The sequence below is a fragment of the Amycolatopsis sp. NPDC043889 genome (assembly GCF_056435645.1).
On record NZ_JBWKEC010000018.1, the window covers coordinates 51,117 to 74,857 of the forward strand.

The window sequence follows — 23,741 nt, forward strand, 5'->3', positions numbered from 1 at the left end:
GTGGCGTGACCGAGCCTGGTACGCCCGCATCACACTCTCGATGCTCGCGCACGCCTGGCTCGCCGTCACCAGATCCCTTGCCATAAAACGGGAATCGGTGTCGACGAACCAGGCATGATCGCGTTCACGCTACCGGAGATCCGACGCCTGCTCACCAAACTCATCCTGCGTGTCTCCGACACCGCCGAACACATCTGGCACGGGTCACGATTCCGCCGACGACGACAACACCAAGCCCGCCTCAGCCACTACAAACGACGCGGCTACCCACTCACCGAACTGCCGTTGCAGTTATAGAGCCCGAATCGCCACTCACGACCACCTGGACCGACCACTCACCGGAAGCCTCAAGCCGGTAGGTCCGTGAAGGCCTCCTTTCCTACCTTGAGAGTAGGAAAGGAGGCCTTCACGGACCTGGCACATTTGGCTTACCCCTCAATAGCCCGATCGTCGCGCCGCTTCTGCCAGAGCCGGCCACCACGGCGCGGTGAGGGCCTTGGCGAACGAGGCGTGCGCGATCCGTAGGGCCATTTACCCGGTATCGAGTTGAGGCAGGGTTGCGCTACGGCTGCGGCAGCCGCAAGCGCGCCGCAATCGCCAGGCGCTCTAGTGGTCACCAGAACGAACCAAAAAGTTCTGTACGACGACAAGGCTTCCAATGGCTCCTCCCTTGGCGCGCTAACGCTTGTAATGTGAGGCGCGGCCCGCCCGCGGAAGCCACCCCGCGCGGGATCCCGGCGTGTCCGTCATAACCCCGCACGGTCATCTCTCGATGTACTGCTCAAAGGAGACGACATGCCAGTGGATCATCGGGCCGTCGATCGCGCCGACGCGACGACCGGCACCGAAGGGATTCTCGCCGAGGTGCTGGCCGGTGTCGTGCGCGTCGAACGGGTGTCGGTCGACAGCCACTTCTTCGACGACCTCGGCGCCGACTCGATGGTGATGGCCCGGTTCTGTGCCCGGGTCAGGAAGCACGGGGACCTGCCATCAGTGTCCATAAAGGACATCTACCAGCATCCCACGATCAGAAGCCTGGCGACGGCGCTCGCGCCATCGAGCGATACCCCGGTCGAGCCGGCCCAGGCGGCCATCGAGGTGGCGACGCCGGTCAGCGCACGGCAGTACGTCCTCTGCGGAACGCTGCAGGTTCTGATCCTGCTCGGGTACGCCTACCTTGCCGCGCTCGCCGTCGAGCAAGGCGTCGACTGGATTTCCGCTGGGGATGGCAGCCTGCTCGATGACTACCTGCGGATGGCGCTGGCCGGCGTCGCGGGTTTCGTTGGCGTGTGCGCTCTCCCGATCTTGGCGAAATGGGTGCTCATCGGCCGGTGGCGGCACCAGCGGATCCGCATCTGGAGCCTGGCCTACGTCCGCTTCTGGGTGGTCAAGACGTTGGTCACGCTGAACCCGCTGGTCCTGTTCGCCGGTTCGCCGCTCTACGTGCTCTATCTGAGGGCGCTGGGTGCGAGAGTCGGGCGCGGTGCCGTGATCTTCTCCCGGCATGCGCCGGTGTGCACCGACCTGCTCACCATCGGCGACGGCACGGTCATCCGCAAGGACACGTACCTTACCTGCTACCGGGCCTGCGCCGGCGAGATCCAGACGGGCGCGGTCACCCTCGGGAAGGACGTTTTCGTCGGCGAGAAGGCGGTGCTCGACATCGAGACCTCGCTCGGCGATGGGGCCCAGCTCGGCCATACCTCCTCGCTGCACGCCGGGCAGGCCGTGCCCGGCGGCGAGCGCTGGCACGGGTCCCCGGCGCAGCCGACCGGAGCGTACTACCTGGGGGTCGAACCGGCCGGCTGCGGCACCGGGAGAAGGGCCGCCTACACCGTCCTGCAACTGGTGAGCGTGCTGTTCTTCTACGCTCCGCTGGCGTTCGGCGGCGTGGATCTCCTGTTCGCCAAGTCCCCGGTGCTCGCCATGCTGCTCGAGCCAGGGCCGTCGGCCTTCACGAACTGGAGGTTCTACGGCGCAGCGCTGGTGACCTCCTTCGTGCTGTTCTTCGGCTCCGCGCTCGTCGGCCTCCTCGTCGTCGTGACCGTCCCGCGCATGCTCAACCTCGCCATCGAACCGGACAAGGTCTACCGCCTGTACGGATTCCACTACGCCGTCCATCGGACGATCGCGCGCCTGACCAACTGGACGTTCTTCATCAAGTTGCTCGGGGACAGTTCCTACATCGTCGGCTATCTGCGCCGGCTCGGGTATCGCCTCACTCCGGTCGTGCAGACCGGGGCGAACTTCGGCAAGAAAGTGAAGCATGAGACCCCCTATCTGGTCTCAGTCGGCAGCGGCACGGTGATCGCCGACGGACTGTCGATCGTCAATGCCGACTTCTCCGGCTCGTCCTTCCAGGTGTCGCGAACCTCGATCGGGCCACGCAACTTCCTGGGCAACGAAATCGTCTATCCCTCGCAGGGCAGGACCGGTGACAACTGCCTGCTCGCGACGAAGGTCATGGTCCCGATCGACGGAGAGGTCCGGGAAGGTGTCGGTCTGCTGGGCTCGCCCAGCTTCGAGATCCCGCGTACGGTCGAGCGGGACAGCAGGTTCCACCATCTGGCCACCGGACCCGAGCTGCCACGCCGTCTCGCGGCCAAGAACAAGCACAACGCCCGCACCATTGGCTGGCTCCTGCTGTCGCGGTGGTTCTACGCCTTCGTGCTCGCCCTGATCGGTTTCTGGGCCACGGACCTCTACGGCTCGTGGGGAGCGCCGGCGATCGCGTTGTCCCTCATCTTTTCCCTGCTGTTCGGCGTGCTCTACTTCACGCTGGTCGAACGTGCCGCTACGGGATTCCGGGGCACGCGGCCGACATCCTGCTCGATCTACCAGGTTGATTGCTGGCGGCGGGAACGTTTTCTGAAGATGACCGGGCACATGCACATGGCGCTCAACGGCACCCCGCTCAAGAACGTGGCCTGGCGGCTGCTGGGTGTCCGGCTCGGCAAGAGGCTCTTCGACGACGGCTGCACCATGGCGGAAAAGGACCTGGTGACGATCGGCGACGACTGCACGCTCAACGCGGGAAGTTCGATCCAGTGCCACTCACTGGAGGACTTCGCCCTCAAGTCCGACCGCACCACGATCGGTTCCGGCTGCACCATCGGGACCGGCGCACTCGTCCACTACGGCGTGACGATGGGCGACGGCGCGGTGCTGGCCCCCGACTCCTTCCTCATGAAGGGCGAGGAAATGCCACAGCGCGCACGGTGGGGCGGAAACCCGGCCCGGGAGATGCCGGACAACTCGGCCGACCCGCTGGTTCGCCGGAACGCCGACGTCGACACCGTTCTGGTTGACGAGAAATAGCACCGCGCGAAGCGGGAGCGGAGGTGAAAGGTCTGATGGAAACGCCAGCGGAAACAGGCCGGGAATTCTGGCGGAGTGTGCTCGTCACGGGCGGGTTCACCGCGATCCCACGGTGGACCACCGATCCGGTGCCGGGCGTCGCCGAGCGCGAGGTGCCGCTCCCCGGCGAGGAGATGGCGACGTTGTGGCGGCTCGCGGACGAGCTGGCGGTGTCGCTCAGTTCGGTGCTGCTGGCCGCGCACGCCAAGGTGCTCGCCGCGCTGTCCGGCGAGCGAGAGGTCACGACCGGCTACGTCGCCGTGGCGGGCGGCCGGCCGTTGCCCTGCCGGCTGACGACCGAACCGAGCTCGTGGCGGGCGTTGCTCCTGGACACTTATCGAGCCGAGTCGGAACTTCTGTCGCACAAGGATTTCCCGGTCGATGATCTCGGGCGCGAGCTGGGCCTGACCGAACCGCCGTTCTCGACCGTGCTCGATCCGGCCGGTGACGATCAAGACCTGGCCGAGAACACCGTGCTGTGGTTGGGGATCTCGCGGCACAGCGGCCAGCTCGTGTTGCGCTACCGGACCGACGTCATCGACGCCGGCTGTGCCACCAGGATCGCCGGCTATCACCGCACCGCGCTCGCGCTGATCGCCGCCGATCCGGATGCCGTGCACGGGCGGCAGAGCCTGCTGTCCGCCGAGGAACTCGACCTCCAGCTCAACGGACTCGCCGGACTTCGCCGGGAGCTGCCGGACAGGCGGGTACACGAGCTGTTCGAGCAGCGAGTGGAGGCACACCCGGATGCCGTCGCGGCCGTGCACGGCGGCCGGCAGTGGACCTACCGGGAGCTCAACGCCCGCGCCAACCGGCTGGGACGAACCCTGATGGCGCGGGGCCTGCGCCGCGAAGGCGTCGTCGCGGTGGTGATGGAACGCAACCTGGACTGGATGGCCGCCGTCCTCGCGATATTCAAGGCCGGTGGCGTGTACCTGCCCCTGGAGCCGCATTTCCCGGCCGATCGCATCGCGACCGCGCTCGCCCGCGCCGAGTGCGGGCTCGTGCTGACCGAACGCGGCAGCACCACCACGCTCGACGCGGCCCTCGACACCCTGCCCGGAATCGGGATCCTCAGCGTCGACGCGGCCTACCAGGAGGACCATGCCGACGGGAATCTCGGCATCGACGTCGCGCCGGACCAGCTCGCCTACATCCTGTTCACCTCGGGCTCCACCGGAGAACCCAAGGGCGCGATGTGTGAGCACGTGGGCATGCTCAACCACATCTACGCCAAGATCGCCGACCTGGAGATCCGCGAGGGCGAGGTGATCCCCCAGACCGGACCGCAGTGCTTCGACATCTCGGTGTGGCAGCTGGTCGCCGCGCTGCTGGTCGGTGGGCGGACCCTGCTGGTCGAGCAGGAGGTGATCCTGGACATCGAGCGGTTCGTCGACACGATCGCCGACGGCCGGGCCGCCGTGCTCCAGGTCGTGCCGTCATATCTCGACGTCGTCCTGTCCTATCTGGAGCAGCACCCCCGCGAACTGCCGGACCTGCATACGGTGTCGCCCACCGGCGACTTCGTGAAGAAGGAGCTCGTAGAGCGCTGGTTCGCGGCCCAGCCCAAGATCAAGCTGGTCAACACGTACGGGCTGACGGAGACCTCGGACGACGCCGTCCACGAGGTCATGGACCGGGTACCGGCCGGCGAACGGGTCCCGCTCGGCCGCCCCATCGACAACGTGCACGTCTACGTCGTCGACGAGAACCTGTCACCGGTGCCGCTGGGCGCCCCCGGCGTGATCGTCTTCTCCGGGGTCTGCGTCGGCCGCGGGTACATCAACGACCCCGAGCGCACCCGACTGGTCTTCACGGTCGATCCGCACCGCGAGGGTCAGCGGATCTGCCGGAGCGGCGACTACGGCCGCTGGCAGCCGGAGGGCAAGCTCGAGTTCCTCGGCCGCCGGGACAACCAGGTCAAGATCCGTGGCTTCCGGATCGAGATCGGCGAGATCGAGAACGCCTTGTCGCGGGTGGCCGAAGTCCGTGACAGTGCCGTAGTGGTCGCCGAGGGGCCCGACCAGAGCAAGCGTCTGGTGGCCTTCTACTCCGGTCGGCGGCCACTCGAGGCCGGTGTCATACGGGACCGGCTGGGTGAGTCGCTGCCCGAGTACATGGTCCCGTCGGCCTTCCATTGGAGGGAAGGTCTGCCGCTGACCGCCAACGGCAAGATCGACAGGAGAACGCTGACGGCGCTCGCCGCAGAACTCGACGCCCACGACGTCACGAAGAAAGACTTCCAGGCGCCGGGGACACCGGCCGAAGTTCGGCTGGCGGCCGCGTGGGCGACGGTGCTCGGGATCCCGGCCGGCCAGATCGGACGGCGGGACCACTTCTTCGACCGGGGTGGCACGTCGCTGTCGGCAGTGCGGCTGGTGATCGCCCTGGACCGTGCGGTGTCCCTCACCGACGTCACCCGGCATCCGATCCTCACCGATCTGGCCGCGATCCTCGACGACAGGTCCGAGCGGAGCGCCGTCGAATTGCTGACTTCTTCCCCGAGTGGCAACTGAAAGGAAACCGAGATGTCGTCCTCATTCCGGGCGTCACAGCTCGACGTGGACTTGCGGCCCGGCACACCTCCGATACTGCGGATCGATGCCAACGGCGACGCACTGAGCTGGGCGGCCGAGCACTCGGACGCGCTGCGTGCCGTCGTCGCCGAGCACGGTTCGGTCCTCCTCCGCGGTCTCGGGCTGTGCGACGCGGCCGAGATCGGTGCCGTCTTCCGAGTCATGGTGCCCACCGGTCTGATGACCGAGAGGGAGGCCTTCGCATCCCGGAAGACCTACTTCGGTGGCGTGTACTCGTCATCGACGTGGCCTGCGAACCAGCCGATGTGCATGCACCACGAACTGAGTTACACGCTTGAGTTCCCCAGCCTGATGCTGTTCGCCTGTCTCCGCGCGCCCACCGTCGGCGGAGCCATTGGGGTGGCCGACTCGCCGAGTGTGCTGGAGGCGCTGCCCGGCGAGGTGGTCGAGCGGTTCGAGCGGGAGGGCTGGCTGCTCACCCGCACCTACAACGACGAGATGGGGGCGTCGGTCGCCGCAGCCTTCGGCACCGAGGACCGTGGCGCCGTCGAGAGCTACTGCCGTGCCAACGCGATCGACTTCGAGTGGCAACCCGGTGGTGGACTGCGCACCAGGCAGCGCCGCAGCGCCGTGGTGCGTCATCCGGTCACCGGCCGACGCTGCTGGTTCAACCAGATCGCGTTCCTCAACGAGTGGACCCTGGACCCGGAGGTGCGCGAGTACCTGGTGGACGTTCATGGCGCCGACGCCCTGCCGTTCAACACCCGCTTCGGCAACGGTGACGCGATCGGCGAGGACGTCATCCGACTGATCAACAAGGTCTACGAGGCCACCACCGCACGCGAGCCGTGGCAGGCCGGCGACCTGATGCTCGTCGACAACATCCGTACCGCGCACAGCAGAGACCCCTACGAGGGACCGCGCGAAGTGCTCGTCGCGATGGCCGACCCGGTGCGCCTGGCCGACTGCTCGCCAACCGTGGAGGTGACCACAAGATGACCACAATCCGTTCCACCGCAACGGAGCCCGCAATGTCCGAACCGATCGCCACCGAACCGATCACCGTGCCATCGTTCGCGGTGATCTCCGGCGCCCAGGTCCAGCATGCGCTGCGGGGGCGTGAAAACCTGATCGTGGAGTTGGTCGAGGCCGCCTATCGGCTGCACAGCGCCGGTGATTCGGTGAACCCGCCGTCCTACTTCCTGCGTTTCCCCGACCGTCCGTCCTCCAGGATCATCGCGCTGCCCGCCGCGATCGGCGGGCAGGTGCGGGTGGCCGGCCTGAAGTGGATCTCCAGCTTCCCGGAGAACGTGGAGGCCGGCATCCCGAGGGCCTCGGCCGTGCTGATCCTCAACGACCACGACACCGGCTACCCGTTCGCCTGCCTGGAAAGCTCGATCATCAGCGCCACCAGGACGGCCGCGCTGGCGGCGTCGGCGGCCGACTGGCTGTCCCGCGGCCGGCGACGCCCGATGCGCGTCGGGTTCTTCGGGGCGGGCCTGATCGCCCGTTACATCCACACCTTCCTGGCCGGCACAGGCTGGTCCTTCGCCGAGATCGGCGTGCACGACCTGTCCGCCGACAGCGCGGCAGGCTTCCGTGGCTACCTGGAGCGGTCGGGCACCGGCGGCCGGATCATCGTGCACGAGGACGCCGAGCAGTTGATCCGGTCGGCCGACCTGGTGGTCTTCGCCACCGTCGCAGGTCAGCCGCATGTCAGCGAACCGGCGTGGTTCGAACATAATCCGTTGGTGCTGCACGTGTCGCTACGCGACCTCGCGCCGGAGATCGTGCTCGCCTCGACCAACATCGTCGACGACATCGAGCACTGCCTGAAAGCCGATACCTCGCCACATCTGGCCGAACAGCTCACGGGCGACCGGGACTTCCTGCACGGCACGCTGGACGACGTGATCTCCGGGCGGGTGACGGTGCCGGCCGGCCGGCCGGTGGTGTTCTCGCCCTTCGGCCTCGGAGTGCTCGATCTCGCGGTGGGCAAGTACGTCTACGAGGAAGTGGTCCGCTCCCGCGAGTTGCAGGTCGTCGACGACTTCTTTTACGAGCTGCGCCGGTACGGATGAGCGGCCGAGTAGCTGCCACACAAATGAAGGGGGCAAAGGTGCCGGTCATATCCGTTCCCCAGGACTTCAACGAAGACGAGCTCTACGTCGACCTTCGGTCGATCTTCGGGCACTCGCTCTTCCTGAAGTGTGAAGGGTTCAACTTCGCCGGCTCGATCAAGCTGAAGGCCGCCACCGAGATGGTGGCGGCCGCCGAGCGGGACGGAGTCCTGATGCCGGGGTCGATCCTGGTCGAGTCTTCGTCCGGGAACCTGGGCGTGGCGCTGAGCATGATCGCGGCGAGCAAGGGCTACCGGTTCCTGTGCGTGACCGACTCCCGCTGCAACCTGTCGACCAGGCGGCTGATGGAGGCGTTGGGCAGCCAGGTGCACGTCATCACCGAACCGGACGCCGTCGGCGGCTTTCTCGGCGCACGGATCGACCACGTCCGTGCGCTGTGCGCCTCCGACGACCGGTACGTATGGCTCAACCAGTACGCCAATCCGGGCAACTGGGAGGCGCACTACCGCAGGACCGCCCCGGCGATCGCGGCCGCGTTCCCGCAGCTGGACGTGCTGTTCGTCGGGGCCGGGACCACGGGGACCCTGATGGGCTGCGCACGCTACTTCTGCGAGTGGCACCGGCCGGTGCGGGTCGTCGCGGTGGACAGCGCCGGCTCGGTGACCTTCGGCGGTCCGCCGGGCCGCAGGATGATTCCCGGCCTGGGCACAAGCGTCCGTCCACCATTACTCGACGAGTCCTATGTGGACGATGTGGTACGTGTCGAGGAGGCGGACACCGTCCGTGCCTGCCATCGGTTGGCCGGAAGCGGATTCCTGTTCGGCGGCTCCACCGGCACAGTGGTCAGCGGCGCGATGGACTGGCTGGCCCGGCGCGGCGCGCGTGAACTCACCGCTGTGGCCATCGCCCCGGACCTCGGCGAGCGCTACCTCGACACCGTCTACCAGACCAACTGGCTGCGGGATCTTTACGGCGAGGATGTGCTCGGCGCCGACGAGCTGCCCGCCGGTTCCCGGGCAGTCTGACACACAGAGGGGTGGTTACGACGTGGGCAGCGTGACCGGGTCGGCCGACCTGGCGGGATGTGAATGGCTGCAATACGACTACAGCCCCGCGCTGATGTCGCGGGGGCGGCCGGGTTCGTTCACCATGTGGCGATACCGGAAGCTGCTGCCGGTTCCCGATGATCCGGTGCGGTACCCGCTGCCGGTCGGCGGCACGCCGCTCTTGCCCGCACCGGCTCTGAGACGGGAGTTGGGCATGCCGCAGCTATGGATCAAGGATGAGACGCGTAATCCGAGCGCGTCCAACAAGGACCGTGCCACCGCGCTCGTGATCGAAGACGGGCTGCGGCGCGGAGTGGATACGATCACGACAGCCTCCACCGGCAACGCGGCTGTGGCCACCGCCTTCGGTGCCGCGGCAGCCGGAATGCGGGCAGTCATCTTCGTGTCCACCGACTGCCGTCCGGGGAAGCTCGCGCTCATGACGCAGGCCGGTGCACAGGTCTTTCAGGTGCGCGAAGGCTATGCGGCCGCTGTCGAGCTCTCCCGGGCCGCCGCCCGCACGTTCGGCTGGCTCGACCGCAACACCGGCGCCAACCCGTTCACCATCGAGGCGAAGAAGACGGTGGCGTTCGAGGTGTGGGAACAACTCGAACGCCGGGTTCCGGACGTGATGATCGTCCCGGTCGGCGACGGCCCCACGTTGGTGGCGCTCGACAAGGGCTTCGCCGAACTCGTCAGCTGCGGCCTCGCAGCGCGCCAACCACGTCTGATCGGGGTACAGGCCGAGCGCTGTCAGCCGTTGGTGCGAGCCTGGTTCGGCACGCCCGCCGGGCAGACGGAGCTGGAGCCCGCAGCCACGGTCGCCGACGGCATCGCGGTGGTACACCCGGCCATCGGTGATGCCGTGCTGGACGCGGTAAGCCGAGGCGGCGGAGAAATGGTGGCGGTCACCGATGACGCCCTGCTGAACGCGGTCGCGATCTTGGCCGGCCGGGCAGGCGTGGGTGCCGAACCAGCCGGGGCCGCGGCCCTGGCCGGGCTGGAAAGTGCCGTCGAACGCGGTCTGGTGGACCCGTTGGAAACCGTGGTTCTGCTGGTCACCGGCCGGGAGGTGAAAGCGGGTGGGGCGACGGCCTACCCGGGCCGGGTGGCGGTCGTCGAAAGACTCGACGAGGTCGAGCGGGCTCTGGCGGACCCGATTCCTTCCCCATGAAGATGTGCCCTCGGTAAGCACCAGGTCATCCAGTGGATTGCACGACCGCGTTTCCCGGCCGTACTCGGAGAGGTGACGCCCGGTGCCGGTGTTGGTGATGGCCTGCCCCACGAAACGTCGTCTTGCCTGGCTCCAGCTCGCACGCATCGACCTGGACGCTCAGCTCCGCATTGTCACGTCGGGGAGATCCAGTGAAACCGCCAGGTCTCGCTCGGCGGGTTTCGATGATCCAGGCATTGGGCGATGACAGCCGATTGTCCGATTTGCGAAAATGACGCTTTTGGCCTTGTTCAAACCCTTGCTTTCCCGGCGGAGCGGATAGCATCGATGATTCTCGGATCCGTGTCTGACCTGCGGATGGGGGATGCAGGTGGGGGTGGGAATGCCGGAAAATGTGAAGATCCATCTGTTGGGGCCGGTGGAGGTACTCGGGCCCGGCGGCGTGGTGGAGTTGCACGGCGGGGGACAACGCACCTTGATCGCCCGTCTGGCATCGCCGCCGGACAAGACGGTGACCCGTGGGGCGCTCATCGACGCGTTGTGGGCTGACGCGGGACCACCAGCCGCCCCGAAAACCCTGCACAGCCACCTGGCTCACCTGCGCCGGTGGCTTCGTGAGGCCGGTCTCCCGGATCTGATCGCCACCCGGGATTCCGGCTACGTACTGCGCGCACCCGCGGACGCGGTGGACGCCATCCGCTTCGAAACTCTCTCTGCGCAAGGGCGAAACGCGTTGGCCGCAGGAGACCTCAAAGCGGCAACCGAGTCGCTGCAGGCCGCGTTGAAGATGTGGCGTGGCGAGGCATTGACCGACTGCCGTCCCGGCGAATGGCGGCGTGCCGAGACAACCCGGCTCAACGAGGCCAGACTTGCCGCCACAGAGGACCTGATCAGTGCCCGCCTCGCCCTCGGCGAACACATCACCGCAGTCGGCGAACTGGAATTCCTCGTCATCCAGCACCCGTTCCGGGAACAGTTGTGGGAACAGCTGATCCTTGCCCTGTACCGCTCGGGCCGTCAAGCCGATGCCTTGTCCACCTACCAACGCGCCCGCGCCACATTGATCGACGAACTGGGAATCGAACCAGGCCCGAAGCTACGCCGGCTCGAAACAGCCATACTCACCGCCGACCCCTCGCTCGATCAGCCGGTTGCTCCGGAAGTGACCGTGACCGGCCACCGCTTCAGAGGGCGCTTGCCAGTGCCGCTCACTCGCCTTGTCGGCCGGGAGGCAGACATGTCGACGCTGCGGCGGTCTCTCGCACGGCGGCGTCTGGTCACCGTCACCGGCCCCGGAGGCTGTGGAAAGACGCGGCTGGCCGTGGCCATAGCGGCGCAGCACGCCCAACCTGTCTGCTTCGTAGATCTAGCCCCACTGGCCGAATCCGACCTCGTACCGCAGGCGATCGCCGACGCTCTCGGTCTGAGTGAGCAGGGCGGTCGCAGTATCATCGACAGCCTGGTCGACCACCTGGCAGATCAAGCGCTCCTTCTGGTACTCGACAACTGCGAGCATCTCATCGACGCCTGCGCGCAGCTAGCCTGTGCGGTGCTCCCCAGCTGTCCTGAGTTACGGGTCTTGGCAACGAGCCGAGAGCCGCTGCATGTGCCGGGTGAAACGATCCACGCTCTGCGGCCCCTGGCAACCCCGGACCCCGGCGCCCCGCATTCCCACCGAGATCTTCTCCGCTACGACGCGGTCCGGCTGTTCCTCGATCGGGCACAGGACGCTGGAGCCCAGATCGGCACGGACGGGGCTACCGCACACGAGATGGCCTTGATCTGTGCACGCTTGGACGGGCTGCCACTCGCTCTCGAGCTGGCGGCGGCCCGCGCGGCGGCGCTGCCGATCCGGCAGATCGCCGAACACCTGGACGACCGCTTTCACACGCTCTTGTCCGGCAGCCAGGTCGCACGTCCCCAGCATCGGGCACTGCACAGGACCATCAAGTGGAGCTACGACCTGCTCAATCCCGACGAACGCGCACTGTTCCGGCGGCTTGCCGTGTTCGCCGGGAGTTTCGGGCTATCCGCCGTCACGGCACTATGGCCGCACGGCGACGATGCTGCCGCCCTGCTTGGCCGATTGGTAGAGAAGTCATTGGTGGCCAAGGAAGTCGGCGCCGCGCGTTACCACCTGCTGGACACCATCCACCAGTTCGCCGCCGTCCAGCTGGTGGGGAACGAACTGGCCGGCGCGCGGCGACGACACGCCGAATTCCACCTGGCACTGGCCGAACGGGCGGAAGAACACCTCGACGGTGTGAGTGCCGTGGAGTGGCTGGACCGGCTGACCGCCGAGCACGAGAACTTTCGAGCTGCCATCACTTGGACAATGGCGCATCCCGATCCCGCACCGGTCTTGCGACTGGCCGGCTCACTGTCGCGGTACTGCCGGCTGCGCGGACACTACGGGGATGGCCGGAAGTGGCTGGCGGGCGCTCTGGATCATGATGGGCAGGCCCCCTCCGCGCTGCGGGCGAAGGCAATCGCCGGGGCGGTCACCCTCACCTTCCTTCAGTGCGACTACGACGCTGCCGCACAGCTGGCCGAGCAGAACCTGGACTTGTACCAGTCGCTCGGTGACGTGCACGGCGTTGCCAGCACTCGTCTGCTACTCGGCTCGATCTGCCGGGAACATGCCAGCTACCAGCAGGCCCTGGAGTACCACCGGTCCGCTCTGGAGACCTTCCAAGCCATCGACGACGCTCCAGGGATCGCGCGAGCCCTGCAGCTGTGCGCCTTCACCGCATGGCTGCGCGGCGACTTCGACTCAGCCGTCGCGTGGGCGCAGGAAAGTCTGCGCCGTTCCGAGGAACTGGGCGACGCGGAGTCGACCGCCAGCGCGGTCATCCATCTCGGCGCGGTAGCGCATTACCGAGGCGACAACACGCAGGCGCTCCAGCTGCTCGCCAAGGCACACACGGTTTCCGAGCACAACGGATTCCTGGAAGGAATCGCCTGGACGCTGAACCTGCTCGGCCTGGTACACCACGCGACCGGCTCGGCGGAAGCCCGCACGCTCCTTGAACGAAGCCTTACCCTGCACCGCAAACTAGGCGACCGGTGGCGGATGGCCAGCGTGCTCGAGGCGATGGCCGCGATCGCTTGTGAACAGCACCGCTGGGAAGAGACGGCCGGCTTGCTGGACGAGGCCGGAACCTTGCGCAGGGAGATCAACAGCCCCATCCCCACCTGCGAACTTCCCCTCTGCCAACGAACACAGGCCGCGCTCAAAGCCGCCGACAAACGCCCTCGCCACCCTGCAGACGACCCGCCGAGCGAAGTAGTCCGTCGGATTCTCGCGGTTCATGCATCCGACCTGCCGTGACAGGCACGTTCGACGGGTAAGGCATGATCGCCGGCCATGTCGTTGCGTCTGCTCTATCCGACCTTCTTTCGACTGGTGGGCCTGGTGGTGTTGCTCGCCGCCCGTCGGCGCCCGAGAACGTCGAGGTGCTGGTCCTGCGCCATGAGGTCGCCGTGCTGCGCAGAGGCAAACCGAAACCTCGTCTCGACTGGGCTGACCGGCCCCCTCGTCAAACCGCACAAATCGCTCGACTCGGACACTGACGCCGCAGAAACTGTCCCTTATGGACAGTCGGAAAGGTGTCTCTTCGGCGAGTCCCGCTCCTGCCGCCAACTCCGGCACGCCACGTTTGCCTTACCCTGCTTGAGGATCATCCTCACCACTCACGAGCAGGCCAGGAAATCCAGCACCATCCGGGAAAACTCGGCGGGCTTCTCCAGATTGATCATATGCGCGACCCCGGGGACGACCAGTTTCCGGGCGTCGCGTGCTTCGCTTTCGATCTGGCAGGCGATGGCGAGAATGTCCGAGGAATCCAGATCTCCCACCAAGGTCAAGGTGCGTGGGGTCAGCTCGCCGGTGCGCTCGATGGCCCGGAGCTCGTCCATCAGCGTGAAGCCCGAGAGCCCGTGCCGGACTACCGTTTGCGTGTACATCTCCTGGCACAGCCGCCGGACTCGCTGATCGACGTCCGCGGGTGCGCGCCGCGGCCCGTCCACCCACATGCGCAGGATGCACTCGATGGCGCCGGAAAGATCGCCCCGAGCGCCCGCCTCTTCGAGCTTCTTGGTCTGTTCCAAGACGAAAGGATCCTTCGTCACCATCGCGCTGAGGCCGGTGGCGACGAGCACGAGGTTCTCGACCAGATCCGGGTAGGTCAGCGCGAAGTCGACCGCGATCCGGCCACCACCGGAGAGTCCGACCAGCGACGCGCGGGGGAGTCCCAGCGTGGCCATCAGCTCGCGGAGATCCTCGTAGTGGCTGAATCGCTCCGTCGGCGTGGACGACTCGCCGTGCCCGCGCGCGTCGTACCGGATGGCGGTGTGGTGGCGTTCGAGCACCGTCATCTCCGCGTCCCACATCCGGGAGTCGAGGATCCCGCCGTGCAGCAGGATCACCGGATCGCCATCGCCCCGGGCCTCGTACGCCAATTCGCCGTTTTCGACCTGAACTCTCCCCGTGGTCATACCCGCACGGTACCGAAGAACGCGAAAGGCCCCTTTCCCCAAAGTGCGGGGAAAGGGGCCTTCGTGTGCCGTGCTTACGCCTGGGTCATCTTCCGCAGGACGTACTGCAGGATGCCGCCGTTGCGGTAGTAGTCCGCCTCACCCGGGGTGTCGATGCGGACGTCCGCGTCGAACTCCACTTTGGTGCCGTCGGTCTTCGTCGCGGTGACGTGGACCGTGCGCGGGGTCTCGCCGTCGTTCAGCTTCGTGATACCCGAGATGTCGAACGTCTCGGTGCCGTCGAGGCCGAGCGACGAGGCCGACTCGCCCGCCGGGAACTGCAGCGGGATGACGCCCATGCCGATCAGGTTCGACCGGTGGATGCGCTCGAACGACTCGGTGATCACCGCGCGCACGCCCAGCAGGCGCGTGCCCTTGGCCGCCCAGTCACGGGACGAACCGGAGCCGTACTCCTTGCCGCCCAGGACGACCAGCGGGATGTCCTGCGCCGCGTAGTTCTGCGCCGCGTCGTAGATGAACGCCTGCGGGGCGTCGTCCTGGGTGAAGTCGCGGGTGTAGCCGCCCTGCACGTCGTCCAGCAGCTGGTTGCGCAGCCGGATGTTCGCGAAGGTGCCGCGGATCATGACCTCGTGGTTACCGCGACGCGAGCCGTAGGAGTTGAAGTCCTTCTTCTCCACGCCGTGCTCGGTCAGGTACTGCGCGGCCGGGGTGCCCGGCTTGATCGCGCCGGCGGGGGAGATGTGGTCGGTGGTGACCGAGTCGCCCAGCTTCGCCAGCACGCGCGCGCCGGAGATGTCGGTGACCGGGGCGGGCTCCGCCTGCATGCCCTCGAAGTACGGGGGCTTCCGGACGTAGGTGGACTCCGCGTCCCAGTCGAAGGTCTTGCCCTCGGGGGTCGGCAGCGACTTCCACCGCTCGCCACCGTCGAAGACGTCGGCGTAGTCCTTGGTGAACATCTCCTGCGTGATCGCGTAGTCGATGGTCTCCTGGATCTCCTTGGCCGACGGCCAGATGTCCTTCAGGAAGACGTCGTTGCCGTCGGTGTCCTTGCCGAGCGGCTGGGCCTCGAAGTCGAAGTCCATCGTGCCGGCGAGCGCGTACGCGATGACCAGCGGCGGCGACGCGAGGTAGTTCATCTTCACGTCGGGGTTGATGCGGCCTTCGAAGTTCCGGTTGCCCGAGAGCACCGAAACCGCGGTGAGGTCGTTCTCCTGGATCGCCGCGGAGATCTCGTCCGAGAGCGGGCCGGAGTTGCCGATGCAGGTGGTGCAGCCGTAGCCGACCAGGTGGTAGCCCAGCTTCTCCAGGTACGGCCAGAGACCGGCCTTGTCGTAGTAGTCGGTGACGACCTGCGAACCCGGCGCCATCGAGGTCTTGACCCACGGCTTGACCGCGAGACCCTTGTCGACCGCGTTCCGGGCGAGCAGCGCCGCGCCGAGCATGACCGACGGGTTGGACGTGTTGGTGCAGGAGGTGATCGAGGCGATCACCACGGCGCCGTGGTCGAGGATGAACTCGCCGCGGTCGGGGGTGCTGACCTTGACCGGGTTGGTCGGGCGGCCGCTGTGGCCGTTCGCCGCGGACTGGATGTCGACCGCGCCCTCGTCCTTGAACGAGAGGGCGGCCGGGTCGCTGGCCGGGAACGACTCCTCGACGGCTTCGTCCACGTTGGTGTGCGGGACCTCTTCGCCGCCCACGTAGTCGTGGATCGACTTGCGGAACGAGTTCTTCGCGTCGGTGAGCTCGATGCGGTCCTGCGGTCGCTTCGGGCCGGCGATCGACGGGACGACCGTCGACAGGTCCAGCTCGATGTACTCGGAGTACTCCGGCTCGTGCGACGGGTCGTGCCAGAGGCCCTGCTCCTTGGCGTAGGCCTCGACGAGCGCGACCTGCTCCTCGGAGCGGCCGGTGAGCTTGAGGTAGCGGACGGTCTCCTCGTCGATCGGGAAGATCGCCGCGGTGGAACCGAACTCCGGGCTCATGTTGCCGATGGTGGCGCGGTTGGCCAGCGGCACCGCGCCGACGCTCTCGCCGTAGAACTCGACGAACTTGCTGACCACACCGTGCTTGCGCAGCATCTCGGTGATGGTGAGCACGACGTCGGTGGCGGTCACGCCGGTCGGGATCTCGCCGGTGAGCTTGAAGCCCACGACGCGCGGGATGAGCATGGAGACCGGCTGGCCCAGCATGGCGGCCTCGGCCTCGATGCCGCCGACGCCCCAGCCCAGCACGCCGAGGCCGTTGACCATGGTGGTGTGCGAGTCGGTGCCTACGCAGGAGTCGGGGTACGCCTGGCCGTTGCGGGCCATCACCGTGCGCGCGAGGTGCTCGATGTTGACCTGGTGCACGATGCCGGTGCCCGGCGGGACGACCTTGAACTCGTCGAAGGCGCCCTGGCCCCAGCGAAGGAACTGGTAGCGCTCGCGGTTGCGCTCGTATTCGATCTCGACGTTGCGCTCGAAGGCGTCGGCGCGGCCGAAGACGTCGATGATCACGGAGTGGTCGATGACCAGCTCGGCGGGGGCGAGCGGGTTGACCTTGTCCGGGTCGCCGCCGAGGTCGGTGACGGCCTCGCGCATGGTGGCGAGGTCGACGACGCAGGGCACGCCGGTGAAGTCCTGCATGATCACGCGGGCGGGCGTGAACTGGATCTCGATCGACGGGTCGGCCTTGGCGTCCCAGTTGCCGAGCGCGCGGATGTGGTCGGCGGTGATGTTCGCGCCGTCCTCGGTCCGCAGCAGGTTCTCGAGCAGGATCTTCAGGCTGTAGGGAAGGCGCTGGGAGCCCTCGACCTTGTTCAGGCGGAACACCTCGTAGGAGGCGTCGCCCACCTTCAGCGTGTCTTTGGCGCCGAAGCTGTCCTTGCTGGCGGGTGCGGTCACTTCTAACTCCAGTGGCGGGTCAGTTCGGTGAGTTCTCCAGGCCGTTCGGGTCGGCCGGGAGCGAGTCTTGCGCACCCCCACCGTAGGTCCGGACGCGGGATGGCACACCTCGTTCGTCTCCTCAAACAGTACGCCCGTCCTTTTTTAAATTCAAGTCGCCCCCCCCCGGTGCCGGACCGTTCCCGCTCACTTTGACTGGCAAGCCGACACGCGGGTCAGGAACGTCTCATCCACCGGCGGCCGTTCGAGTGACGAAACGGTCGTCTGTCGTCCCCCGTTGAGGGGAAATGGTGCCTACGGTGTGTAAGTTCCTGGTGGTGCTTCTGGTAATGCTGTGACGGCAGTGGCACAGTGAGTTCATTGTTCAAGATCAGGAGGTGGGTGGATCGTGCGTGGTGAAGCCGGGTCTGGGGCACGTGCCCGCCGTGGTGTGACCATCGGCGCGCTCGGTGTCGCCCTGTTGCTCGGGGTGACCGGTACCGCCGTTGCGGTACCGCCGCCCCCGCCGAATCCCAGCGACTCCGAGATCAACTCCAGCAAGGCCGACGCCAACGCCAAGGCGGGCGACGTCGGCAGGCTCACGAACCAGCTGGCCCAGGCCGAGTCGAAGCTCGCCCAGCTCAACGACGACGTCGAGCTGAAAATGGAAGAGGCCAACAAGGCGAGGGTCGACGCGGAGACCGCGCAGGACGAAGCCGCGCAGGCCGATCGCGACGCGCAGGCCGCGCGCACCGAATCCGACGCGGCGCAGGCCGCCATCGACAAGGCCCGCGCCGACCTCGACAGGTTCGCCGCCGCCAGCTTCCAGCAGGGCAGCAAGATCGGCTCGGTTTCGGCATACCTGACGGCCAACAGCCCGAAGGAACTGCTCGGCCGCGCCCAGATGCTCGACGCGGTCGGCGGCAGCAGGCTCAACGCGCTCGACACGATGAAGCGCGCGCAGACGGACAAGTCCAACAAGGACGCGACCGCGCGCAAGAAACTGGAGATCGCGCAGGAGCGCAAACGCGCGGCCGAGGCGGCCAAGCACGAGGCCGACAACGCCCAAAGCGCCGCGCAGCACGCGCAGGACACCCAGGCCGCGCAGAACGAGAGGCTCGAAGCCGACAAGGCGAGCGTCGAGAAGCAACTCTTCGAAGCGCAGCAGAAGGTCAGCGGCCTGCAGGGGCAGCGGCAGCGCTACGAGGACTGGAAGGCGCAGAAGGCACGCGAGGACGAGGAGCGTGCCCGTCAGGCCGCTCTCGCCGCGTCGAGGCCCAGCCCCAGCCAAGGCGGGGGTGGCCGCCCGACGGCCAGGCCCGTCCAGTCGGCCCCCGCCGGAGCGAGCGTCGAAGCCGTCGTCCGGCGCGCTTTGTCGCAGCTCGGAGTGGTGTACGCCTGGGGTGGCGGCAACACGTCCGGCCCGACGCGCGGTATCCGCGACGGTGGTACGGCGGACCGTTACGGCGACTACAACAAGATCGGCTTCGACTGTTCGGGCCTGATGATCTACGCGTTCGCCGGGGTGAAGTCGCTCCCGCACTACAGCGGCTATCAGTACAACGCCGGGCGGAAGGTGCCGCTCTCCCAGATGCGCCGCGGCGACATGCTCTTCTGGGGCGGCAGCGCGCGGGGTATCCACCACGTCGCGATGTACCTCGGGAACGGGCAGATGGTCGAGGCGCCGCAGTCCGGTCTGCGGGTCCGCATCGCGCCGGTGCGCTACGGCGGAATCATGCCGTACGCGACCCGCTTGATCGGCTAGGCGTGACGTACTCGGGGATCGTGCTGGCGGGCGGCGCCGCCCGTCGCCTGTCCGGTGTGGACAAACCCGCGCTCCCTGTCGGCGGAAAGCCGTTGCTGTCCAGGGCTTTGGCCGCGCTCGCGGACGCGGACCCGGTGATCGTCGTCGGCCCGGAACGGCCGGGATTCGGCGACGTCGTCTGGACCCGGGAGTCCTCACCCGGTACGGGACCGGTGGCCGCGCTGGCCGCCGGGCTCGCGTTGGTGCGCTCGGACCTCGTCGTGGTGCTGGCCGGTGATCTCGCGGGCGTCCGGAAGTCCACTGTGGACCGGCTGCTGGCCGGGCTCGGCCGGGCTTCGGGCGCGGTGCTGGTCGACGCCTCGGGGGAGCGGCAATGGCTGCTCGGCGCCTGGCGTGTGGAGGCATTGCGCGACGCGCTGCCGGAGACGGTGGAGAACGCGTCGCTGCGGCGGACGCTGGGCGGGTTGGAGATCGTCGAGGTGCCCGAGGAGCCTGGCGAGAGCGAAGACATCGACACGCCAGAGGATCTGGACCGGCTCTCTTAGGGTGTTCGTGAGTGGTATGGACGGTTCTAACCGTTCCTGCCACTCACGAGACCCGACCGGCTCGATACCTGCGCCTTGGGCGGGGTGTGGCCCAAGCACATGAAGGCCCCCTTCATGTACCTGGGCCTTCACTCGCCATAGTCGTGGCGGTGGTTCGCCGTAGGCTCCAGCAGGCGTCGCCGAGGCCTTCACAGCCGTCATACCGCTGATCGGGTTGGCTACCGTCACGAACGGCTGTGTCACCGACCACTACGGTCACATCCGGACACAAGTACGCAAGCGGGGAACACAGGAGGCACAGTGACCGAGCCCGGCTACGCCGACGGCGCGCAGCAGCCCGGAACGCCGGCGCGGGACGCCCAGTTGCTTGAGCGGACCGTGTTCGAGGTCAAGCGGATCATCGTCGGCCAGGACAGGCTGGTCGAGCGGATGCTGGTCGGCCTGCTGGCCAGGGGGCACCTCCTGCTCGAAGGCGTTCCCGGTGTCGCGAAGACCCTCGCCGTCGAGACCTTCGCGCGAGTGGTCGGCGGTTCGTTCTCGCGGGTGCAGTTCACCCCCGACCTGGTCCCCGCCGACATCCTCGGCACCCGGATCTACCGCCAGGGCGCCGAGCGGTTCGACGTCGAACTCGGCCCGGTGGTGGCGAACTTCGTTCTCGCCGACGAGATCAACCGCGCGCCGGCGAAGGTGCAGTCGGCGATGCTGGAGGTGATGGCCGAGCGGCACGTGTCCATCGGCGGCCAGACTTTCCCGATGCCCGACCCGTTCCTCGTGCTCGCCACGCAGAACCCGATCGAGAACGAGGGCGTGTACCCGCTGCCCGAGGCGCAGCGCGACCGCTTCCTCTTCAAGATCGTCGTCGAGTACCCGACGGCCGAGGAAGAGCGGGAGATCATCTACCGGATGGGCGTCACCCCGCCCACCCCGCAAGAGGTACTGACCCCGGCCGAACTGGTCCGCCTGCAGAACGTCGCTTCGCAGGTCTTCGTGCACCACGCGCTGGTCGACTACGTCGTCCGCCTCGTGCTCACCACTCGTACGCCGAACGATCACGGCCTCGCCGACGTCGCGGGCTGGGTGTCCTACGGTGCCTCGCCGCGGGCCAGCCTCGGCATCATCGCCGCGGCCCGCGCGCTGGCGCTGGTCCGCGGCCGGGACTACGTGCTGCCGCAGGACGTCGTCGACGTCGTTCCCGACGTGCTGCGCCACCGGCTCGTGCTGTCCTACGACGCGCTGGCCGACGGCGTGCCCATCGACCACATCATCACGCGGGTGCTGCAGACCGTGCCGCTGCCGCAGGTCTCGGCCCGTCCGCAGGGCGGCGCCGGGCAGGGCGGCCCGGTCCCGGCCGGCGCACCGGTCAGGTAGGGAAGCGAGCGTGAAGAACGAGAAGGGCGAACGTCCTTCCTGGGCTCCGCCGGTACTCCGCGGGGAGCGGATGGAGGCGGGCCTGCGCACACTCGAACTCGACGTGCGCCGCCGCCTCGACGGTCTGCTGCAGGGAAACCATCTCGGCCTGGTGCCGGGGCCCGGTTCGGAACCGGGGGAGGCCCGGCCGTACCAGCCCGGTGACGACGTCCGCCGGATGGACTGGGCGGTCACCGCGCGGACGACGAGCCCGCATATCCGGGAGACCGTCGCCGACCGTGAGCTGGAGACGTGGCTGGTGGCGGACGTGTCCGCGAGCCTCGACTTCGGCACCGCGCTGTGCGAGAAGCGAGACCTGGTCGTCTGCGCGACGGCCGCGGTCGCCCATCTGACCGGCGGTGGCGGCAACCGGATCGGTGCGCTCGTCTCCAACGGGGCGGGCAACATCACGCGAATTCCGGCGCGTGGCGGCCTCCCGCACGCGCGGGGGCTGGTCCGCAAGATCGCCGAGACCCCGCGCGCCGAGGAAGGTGTCCGCGGGGATCTCGCCGCGGCACTGGAAAAACTGCGCCGTCCGCCCCGCCGTCGCGGGCTCGCCGTCGTGCTCTCCGACTTCCTCGGCGACACCGAATGGCAGCGGCCGTTGCGCGCGCTCGGCGGGCACCACGACCTCATCGCCATCGAAGTCCTCGACCCGCGCGACATCGACCTGCCCGACGTGGGCACCGTCGTGCTGGCCGACCCGGAGACAGGGAAACAGCGCGAAGTGCACGCTTCGGCCTTGCTGCGCAAGGAATTCGGCGCCGCGGCGCACGCTCACCGGCAGGACGTCGCGGCCGCGCTGCGCCGGGCCGGTGCCGCGCATCTGGTGCTGCGCACCGATTCGGACTGGATCGCGGACATGGTCCGGTTCGTGGTGGCCCGCAAGCGCCGCTGGTCCGGTGGTGTCGCGTGAGCCTCAGCGGATTCGCCTCGCCGTGGTGGTTCCTGCTGCTGCTGGCGGTCGCCGCGGTGGCCGTGGGCTACGTGCTTTCCCAGCGCGCGCGGCGCAAGCGCACCATGCGGTTCGCCAACCTGGAACTGCTGGAGAAGGTCGCGCCGAAGAGCCAGGGATGGGTGCGGCACGTTCCCGCCATCCTGATCGTGCTTTCGCTGCTGGTGCTCACCGTCGCGCTCGCGGGGCCGACGGCCGAACAGAAGGTGCCCCGCAACCGGGCCACCGTGATGCTGGTGATCGACACCTCGCTGTCGATGGAGGCGACCGACGTCGCCCCGACCCGGCTGAAGGCGGCCCAGGAGTCGGCGCGTTCGTTCGCGCAGAACATGACCCCGGGGGTGAACCTCGGGCTGATCTCCTTCGCCGGGACGGCGACCGTGCTGGTCGCGCCGACCACCGATCGCGGCGGCGTGGTGAAGGCGATCGACAATCTCAAGCTGGCGCAGTCGACGGCCACCGGCGAAGGGATTTTCGCCGCGTTGCAGTCGATCGAGAGCTTCTCGGCGATCGTGGGCGGCGCGGAAGGCCCGCCGCCCGCACGGATCGTCCTGATGAGTGACGGCAAGCAGACAGTCCCGGACGATCTGTACGCCCCGCGAGGCGGCTACACGGCGGCGCAGGCGGCGAAGCAGGCTCAGGTGCCGATCTCGTCGATCTCGTTCGGCACCACGCACGGTTCGGTCGACATCGACGGCAAACCGCAGGACGTGAAGGTCGACGACGAATCGCTGGAGGAGATCGCCCGGCTTTCGGGCGGCGACTTCTACAAGGCGGCGAGCGCGGACGAGCTGAAACGCGTGTACGACGACCTCGGCGAGCAGATCGGATACGAGCTCAAGGACGCCGACGCGAGCAGGCCTTGGGTGATTCTGGGGACGCTGGTGCTGATGATCGGGGCGGCGGCTTCGCTCTTCCTGGGGCAGCGGCTGCCGTAGACGCTCGGGCTCTGCAATGAAGGGGCCTTTCATAGCAAATTTTGCTATGAAAGGCCCCTTCATTGCAGTGGGGCTGCGTCTCAGGGAGTCGCGAAGCCGTTCTGCCGCCAAGCCTCGTAGACGCTGATCGCCGCGGTGTTCGACAGGTTCAGCGACCGGCTCGACGGCAGCATCGGCAGCCGTACCCGGTCGCTCACCTGCGGGGATTCCTGGATCTCGGTGGGCAGCCCCGCCGACTCCGGCCCGAACATCAGGACGTCACCGGGCTCGTACGCGACGTCGGTGTGCAGCCGCGTCGCCGAAGCGCTGAACGCGTAGACCCGCGCCGGGAGGAGCGCCGCCCAAGCGGCGTCGAGATCCGCGTGGACGTGGACACGTGCGAGGTCGTGGTAGTCGAGCCCCGCACGCCGTAATTGCTTGTCCTCCAGCGTGAAACCGAGCGGCTCCACCAGGTGGAGTTCGCAGCCGGTGTTCGCGGTCAAGCGGATCGCGTTACCCGTGTTGGGCGGGATTTCGGGGCGGTAGAACAGGATGCGGAACACGAGGGTTGATCGTCTTTCGTTCACGGGCGCTTCGCC

The 23,741-nt window shown here is 67.7% G+C and carries 15 protein-coding genes; 12 read left to right on the plus strand and 3 right to left on the minus strand.

Translation table 11 applies throughout. The features are described 5' to 3' along the window. Positions 1-795: 795 nt before the first annotated feature. From AC0685_RS28210 to AC0685_RS28240, 7 genes are all read left to right on the plus strand, one after another. Positions 796-3,318 carry a Pls/PosA family non-ribosomal peptide synthetase gene (locus AC0685_RS28210; protein ID WP_478228291.1) on the plus strand — a complete coding sequence of 841 codons (2,523 nt, stop codon included), beginning with the start codon at positions 796-798 and terminating at the stop codon, positions 3,316-3,318. Between the two features lie 35 nt (positions 3,319-3,353). Beyond that, entirely contained in the window at positions 3,354-5,873 is a 2,520-nt protein-coding gene (locus tag AC0685_RS28215; RefSeq protein WP_478228292.1) for a non-ribosomal peptide synthetase, read from the plus strand. 12 nt (positions 5,874-5,885) lie between these two features. Then, positions 5,886-6,893 carry a TauD/TfdA family dioxygenase gene (locus tag AC0685_RS28220; RefSeq protein WP_478228293.1) on the plus strand — a complete coding sequence of 336 codons (1,008 nt, stop codon included), beginning with the start codon at positions 5,886-5,888 and terminating at the stop codon, positions 6,891-6,893. 32 nt (positions 6,894-6,925) lie between these two features. Then, positions 6,926-7,975, plus strand: coding sequence for a 2,3-diaminopropionate biosynthesis protein SbnB (sbnB, locus tag AC0685_RS28225; RefSeq protein WP_478228294.1), 1,050 nt, complete (start codon positions 6,926-6,928; stop codon positions 7,973-7,975). A gap of 38 nt (positions 7,976-8,013) precedes the next feature. Next, a complete protein-coding gene (gene sbnA / locus AC0685_RS28230; RefSeq protein ID WP_478228295.1) occupies positions 8,014-9,000 on the plus strand; it encodes a 2,3-diaminopropionate biosynthesis protein SbnA in 987 nt (328 codons plus the stop codon). A 22-nt stretch (positions 9,001-9,022) separates the two neighbouring features. Further along, positions 9,023-10,195, plus strand: coding sequence for a pyridoxal-phosphate dependent enzyme (locus AC0685_RS28235; RefSeq protein ID WP_478228296.1), 1,173 nt, complete (start codon positions 9,023-9,025; stop codon positions 10,193-10,195). Positions 10,196-10,559: 364 nt separating this feature from the next. Continuing rightward, a complete protein-coding gene (locus AC0685_RS28240; protein ID WP_478228297.1) occupies positions 10,560-13,526 on the plus strand; it encodes an AfsR/SARP family transcriptional regulator in 2,967 nt (988 codons plus the stop codon). Positions 13,527-13,888: 362 nt separating this feature from the next. Here the strand turns inward: AC0685_RS28240 and AC0685_RS28245 are convergent, their stop codons facing one another. Together AC0685_RS28245 and acnA are read right to left on the minus strand one after the other, a co-directional pair. Next, complete coding sequence (locus AC0685_RS28245) at positions 13,889-14,692, minus strand: alpha/beta fold hydrolase (RefSeq protein WP_478228298.1); 804 nt, start codon at positions 14,690-14,692, stop codon at positions 13,889-13,891. A 74-nt stretch (positions 14,693-14,766) separates the two neighbouring features. Continuing rightward, a complete protein-coding gene (gene acnA, locus AC0685_RS28250) occupies positions 14,767-17,574 on the minus strand; it encodes an aconitate hydratase AcnA (RefSeq protein ID WP_478228299.1) in 2,808 nt (935 codons plus the stop codon). A 388-nt stretch (positions 17,575-17,962) separates the two neighbouring features. On the opposite strand from acnA, the gene AC0685_RS28255 reads away from it, so the two are divergent. The 5 genes from AC0685_RS28255 to AC0685_RS28275 all read left to right on the plus strand — a co-directional run bounded on the left by AC0685_RS28255 (position 17,963) and on the right by AC0685_RS28275 (position 23,163). Beyond that, a complete protein-coding gene (locus AC0685_RS28255) occupies positions 17,963-19,318 on the plus strand; it encodes an NlpC/P60 family protein (RefSeq protein WP_478228300.1) in 1,356 nt (451 codons plus the stop codon). Positions 19,319-19,320: 2 nt separating this feature from the next. Continuing rightward, complete coding sequence (mobA, locus tag AC0685_RS28260) at positions 19,321-19,863, plus strand: molybdenum cofactor guanylyltransferase (protein ID WP_478228301.1); 543 nt, start codon at positions 19,321-19,323, stop codon at positions 19,861-19,863. A 300-nt stretch (positions 19,864-20,163) separates the two neighbouring features. Next, positions 20,164-21,231 (plus strand): AAA family ATPase, encoded by a 1,068-nt coding sequence (locus tag AC0685_RS28265; RefSeq protein ID WP_007032585.1) that lies wholly within the window; start codon positions 20,164-20,166, stop codon positions 21,229-21,231. A gap of 70 nt (positions 21,232-21,301) precedes the next feature. Then, positions 21,302-22,186: a DUF58 domain-containing protein gene (locus AC0685_RS28270; RefSeq protein ID WP_478228368.1), complete on the plus strand. Its 885-nt coding sequence runs from the start codon at positions 21,302-21,304 to the stop codon at positions 22,184-22,186. Then, positions 22,183-23,163, plus strand: a complete 981-nt coding sequence (locus AC0685_RS28275; protein ID WP_378444146.1) for a VWA domain-containing protein — start codon at positions 22,183-22,185, stop codon at positions 23,161-23,163. The genes AC0685_RS28270 and AC0685_RS28275 overlap by 4 nt, the downstream gene beginning before the upstream one ends. Positions 23,164-23,243: 80 nt before the next feature. Here the strand turns inward: AC0685_RS28275 and AC0685_RS28280 are convergent, their stop codons facing one another. Then, on the minus strand, positions 23,244-23,705 hold the full coding sequence (locus tag AC0685_RS28280) for a tRNA (cytidine(34)-2'-O)-methyltransferase (RefSeq protein ID WP_478228302.1): 462 nt from the start codon (positions 23,703-23,705) through the stop codon (positions 23,244-23,246). Between the last annotated feature and the right edge of the window lie 36 nt (positions 23,706-23,741).

What these genes read in the sequence shown, in the direction of transcription:
- AC0685_RS28210 (WP_478228291.1), top strand. Translation starts at nt 796, where the DNA reads ATGCCAGTGGATCATCGGGCCGTCGATCGCGCCGACGCGACGACCGGC.
- AC0685_RS28215 (WP_478228292.1), top strand. Translation starts at nt 3,354, where the DNA reads ATGGAAACGCCAGCGGAAACAGGCCGGGAATTCTGGCGGAGTGTGCTC.
- sbnB (WP_478228294.1), top strand. Translation starts at nt 6,926, where the DNA reads ATGTCCGAACCGATCGCCACCGAACCGATCACCGTGCCATCGTTCGCG.
- AC0685_RS28220 (WP_478228293.1), top strand. Translation starts at nt 5,886, where the DNA reads ATGTCGTCCTCATTCCGGGCGTCACAGCTCGACGTGGACTTGCGGCCC.
- AC0685_RS28240 (WP_478228297.1), top strand. Translation starts at nt 10,560, where the DNA reads ATGCAGGTGGGGGTGGGAATGCCGGAAAATGTGAAGATCCATCTGTTG.
- AC0685_RS28245 (WP_478228298.1), bottom strand. Translation starts at nt 14,692, where the DNA reads ATGACCACGGGGAGAGTTCAGGTCGAAAACGGCGAATTGGCGTACGAG.
- AC0685_RS28270 (WP_478228368.1), top strand. Translation starts at nt 21,302, where the DNA reads ATGGAGGCGGGCCTGCGCACACTCGAACTCGACGTGCGCCGCCGCCTC.